Source organism: Romboutsia sp. (genome assembly GCF_056995035.1).
The window spans coordinates 1-3,188 of sequence record NZ_JBXKIW010000080.1; the positions used below are offsets into that span (position 1 = coordinate 1).

The window sequence follows — 3,188 nt, forward strand, 5'->3', positions numbered from 1 at the left end:
CTAGATGGAATTCAATCCTGCTATAGCGGATTGCAGGTTACAGGGCACCGCTACCTCCCCATCTAGTACAGCAAAATTACAACCATATTTAAATGTTCTTTGGCAGAGAGTGTGGGATTCGAACCCACGATACGCTTTTGGCATATACTCACTTTCCAGGCGAGCGCCTTCGACCGACTCGACCAACTCTCCTTATTATCTTTTCCTTAAAGTTTTAAAAAATTCTTGTAATATATTACAACAGTCTTCTTTTAGAACTCCAAAAGAAACCTCAACGTTACTATCTTCATAATAATCTATTTTAAATTCATGCTGTTTTTCTGTATATGAATTCTTTATATGCTTAGTTCCTATTATAAGATTCTTTATTCTAGAATTAACTATTGCTCCACTACACATAATGCATGGTTCCATAGTTACATATAAATCACAGTCAATAAGTCTCCATCCACCTAAGTTTTCTGTGGCTTCTCTTATAGCTAAAATTTCTGCATGTGCAGTACAATCATTTAAAGTTTCTGTTAGATTGTGACCTCTTCCTACAATTTCTCCATTTTTAACTACAATCGCTCCAATAGGTGTTTCTTTTTTATTATATGCTTTATATGCTTCTTTTAATGCTTCTTTCATATAGAATGATTTTTCCATATTGCCTCCTAGAACTTATAACACTTCTATCTTATCATATTTTATTTTATAATTCAACTTAATTTTTGCAATATTTCTATATCATCTTTAGATTATTTTCATTATATATATTATCTATTCTACATACTCCATTGAAACTAAATCTAATTAATTATACCTATTTTTAAAATATAAGAGGGAGCTTATACAAGCTCCCTCTTATATTTATATTACTTTATTTCTTATAATTCATTCTTTTTTATAACGTCTACACCCATATATGGTCTTAATACTTCTGGAACTATTACAGATCCATCAGCTTGTTGGTAATTTTCTAATATAGCAGCTAAACTTCTTCCTACTGCTAATCCTGAACCATTTAATGTATGAACATATTCAGCTTTAGATTTTTTATCTCTCTTGAATTTTAAACCTGCTCTTCTAGCTTGGAAATCTTCAAAGTTTGAACAAGAAGATATTTCAACATATCTGTTGTAACTTGGCATCCATACTTCTAAGTCATATTTAAATGCTGCAGTAAATCCTAAATCTCCTGTACATATTCTAACAACTCTGTATGGTAATCCTAACATTTGTAACATTTTTTCTGCATCATTAGTTAATTTTTCTAATTCATTATAAGATTCTTCTGGAGCAACAAACTTAACTAATTCAACCTTATTGAATTGATGTTGTCTTACTAAACCTCTAGTATCTCTACCAGCAGATCCTGCTTCTGATCTGAAACATGGAGTGTATGCACAGTATTTTACTGGTAATTGCTCCATTGATAATATTTCATCTCTGTGTATATTAGTTACTGGTACTTCTGCAGTTGGTACTAAGAAGTAATCTAATCCTTCTAACTTGAACATATCTTCTTCAAATTTAGGTAATTGTCCAGTTCCTACAAAACTGTTTCTATTGGCCATGAAAGGAGGTAAAACTTCTGTATATCCATGCTCATCTGTATGAGTATTTAAGAAGAAGTTTATTAAAGATCTTTCTAATCTAGCACCTAATCCTTTGTATAAAGTAAATCTTGAACCAGTTATCTTACTAGCTGTTTCAAAGTCTAATATTCCTAACCCAGTTCCTATATCCCAGTGAGCTTTTTCTTCAAAATTAAATTTTGTAGTTTCTCCCCAAGTTCTTATTTCAACGTTATCTTCATCTGTTGTTCCTTGTGGAACATCTGGATGAGGAACATTTGGTATTCTCATTAATCTATATTCCATGTCTGCTTCTACAGCTCTAATTTTTTCATCTATTACTTTTATTTTATCTGATAACTCTTTTAATTGTACTTTTGCTTCTTCTGCATCTTTACCTTCTTTTATAAGTTGAGGTATTTTTTTAGATTCAATATTCAATTCATTTTTCATTACCTCAACTTCTTTAAGTAATTCTCTTCTTTGATCGTCTAATTCTAATACAACGTCAAGATCGAATTCTTTTTCCCCTCTTCTATCCATAGCTTTCTTAATATCTTCTAAATTTTCTCTTATTCTTCTAACATCTAACATTTTTATGTTCCTCCTATTTTTTTATATTAATAATTTAATTTTAGTATAATTACCATTTGTAGTTTTTGGTATTAAAATTCGCTTATTAGCACTAATAAACCTACTTCTTGACTTTTAATGTAAAATCTCTGATTTTGTAACAATATATCTTTTTATAAAAAGTTTGCGCTTACTTTTTATAAGTATTTTTGTTATTAATAACGTTTTTCAATACATGTATTATAAATTTAGCTTATTTATTGATGTTTATTTATACAATAATAGTTGATTGTATTAAAAAAAGACCCTCGTATCCCTTATAAAAGGGACGAAAGTCTTTATCCGCGTTGCCACCCTAATTGATTATATTAAAATATAATCCTCTCAGTCCTGTAACGTAGGTTTACGTCTAATCTTACTATTATTTCCGATTAGAAGCTCCGGAATAGATTCAAAAACCATTGCAATGAGTTCTCACCAACCACTCACTCTCTTAATACAAACTTGCTCTCTACTATTTTCCTTCAAAGCTTTTCAACTAATTATTTTATTTGAACTCATTATATTATATATATTAACAAGTTTCAATAGTATTATTCAAAAATTTTTATTTATTTTATTTTATAACTCTATTGCTTATCATTCTCGAGTTATTATTATAATATACTATATTTGGGAAAAATGATACAACTATTTTATTTTTTTCTGATATTTTTTTAATTATATAAAATATTTTTCCAATAATTTTCAGTATATGTTTAATGTATTCTAACTATTTTTACCGTTATTATTTCTAATAATTTTGAGACTATTATTTATTTAAGGCAATATAATACTCTTTTTTTATGTAAGTGTATATATTTAACGACAAAATTTGCTAATTATATACAAATAACTCCCCTTCGGAAGTTATTAAACTAATTTACATAACAAAAAAAGATTACGTGGCTACGTCTTACTCTCCCAGGCAGTTGCCCACCAAGTACCATCAGCGCTAAAGAGCTTAACTTCTGTGTTCGGAATGGGAACAGGTGTATCCTCTTTGCTATTATAACC

At 29.1% G+C, this 3,188-nt stretch carries 2 protein-coding genes, 1 tRNA gene, 1 rRNA gene and 1 other annotated feature; all 4 genes read right to left on the reverse strand.

The features are described 5' to 3' along the window. Window positions 1-100 precede the first annotated feature (100 nt). Window positions 101-192: transfer RNA gene (locus AC11VW_RS12860), tRNA-Ser, on the reverse strand. 3 nt (window positions 193-195) lie between these two features. Then, a complete protein-coding gene (locus AC11VW_RS12865; protein ID WP_484301827.1) occupies window positions 196-648 on the reverse strand; it encodes a nucleoside deaminase in 453 nt (150 codons plus the stop codon). Between the two features lie 221 nt (window positions 649-869). Continuing rightward, window positions 870-2,153 carry a serine--tRNA ligase gene (gene serS, locus AC11VW_RS12870; protein ID WP_484301828.1) on the reverse strand — a complete coding sequence of 428 codons (1,284 nt, stop codon included), beginning with the start codon at window positions 2,151-2,153 and terminating at the stop codon, window positions 870-872. Between the two features lie 300 nt (window positions 2,154-2,453). Then, window positions 2,454-2,669, reverse strand: a binding site (T-box leader). Window positions 2,670-3,074: 405 nt separating this feature from the next. After that, a 5S ribosomal RNA gene (gene rrf, locus AC11VW_RS12875) occupies window positions 3,075-3,188 on the reverse strand; the annotation flags it as partial.

What these genes read in the sequence shown, in the direction of transcription:
- AC11VW_RS12865 (WP_484301827.1), bottom strand. Translation starts at nt 648, where the DNA reads ATGGAAAAATCATTCTATATGAAAGAAGCATTAAAAGAAGCATATAAA.
- serS (WP_484301828.1), bottom strand. Translation starts at nt 2,153, where the DNA reads ATGTTAGATGTTAGAAGAATAAGAGAAAATTTAGAAGATATTAAGAAA.